Here is a 513-nt window from a genome sequence, read left to right as displayed (position 1 = left end):
GTTATATTCCCTTGGAGAATGAGTGCATTATCTTCTTTTCTTTATCACAATTTTATCATTCAGTAGCATTGCGTCTGAAAGTCACACTGCCATTAAAGGGGGCTGTGAAGAAAGTGTGAGTGCAATAAAATCTAATGCTGAACTGTTTGTTATAGAATTAAATATGGATAGGGTAGAAATGCTTTTCTACCTTCGAAAAAAATTAAATATTGATGGCGGTATAGAATCTCAAACAGCTCTAGACGAAGAACTTTATTTAAGTATTATGGAGGTTCTCGTTAAGCCAAAATCACCGCTTTATATGATTTCGCGTATTGCGGAAATTAAATTGACTTTTAAGGATTTTCCATTAAAAATCAGTCAGGTTAAATTAAAAGAGTTAAATTCGAAGCTAACCTTAAGGTTGTAATCGGGAATATAACAAGCCATTCAAGCAGGACTTTTAACAGTTGGTTAGGTTCCACTTCGCTTCACATTTTAACCAACAATTAAAAGCCTCTTAATGGGGCGTTA

The 513-nt window shown here is 34.1% G+C and carries 1 protein-coding gene; it reads left to right on the top strand.

Annotated features, from left to right (window positions below; translation table 11 throughout):
* Positions 1 to 22 precede the first annotated feature (22 nt).
* On the top strand, positions 23 to 409 hold the full coding sequence (locus H4J67_RS20015) for a hypothetical protein (protein ID WP_182204927.1): 387 nt from the start codon (positions 23 to 25) through the stop codon (positions 407 to 409).
* Positions 410 to 513: the final 104 nt, after the last annotated feature.

Origin of the sequence: Colwellia sp. BRX10-4 (genome assembly GCF_014077465.1) — a bacterium.
In the GTDB taxonomy this organism is placed as follows: domain Bacteria; phylum Pseudomonadota; class Gammaproteobacteria; order Enterobacterales; family Alteromonadaceae; genus Colwellia_A.
This window is presented reverse-complemented; position numbering and strand designations above follow the sequence as displayed.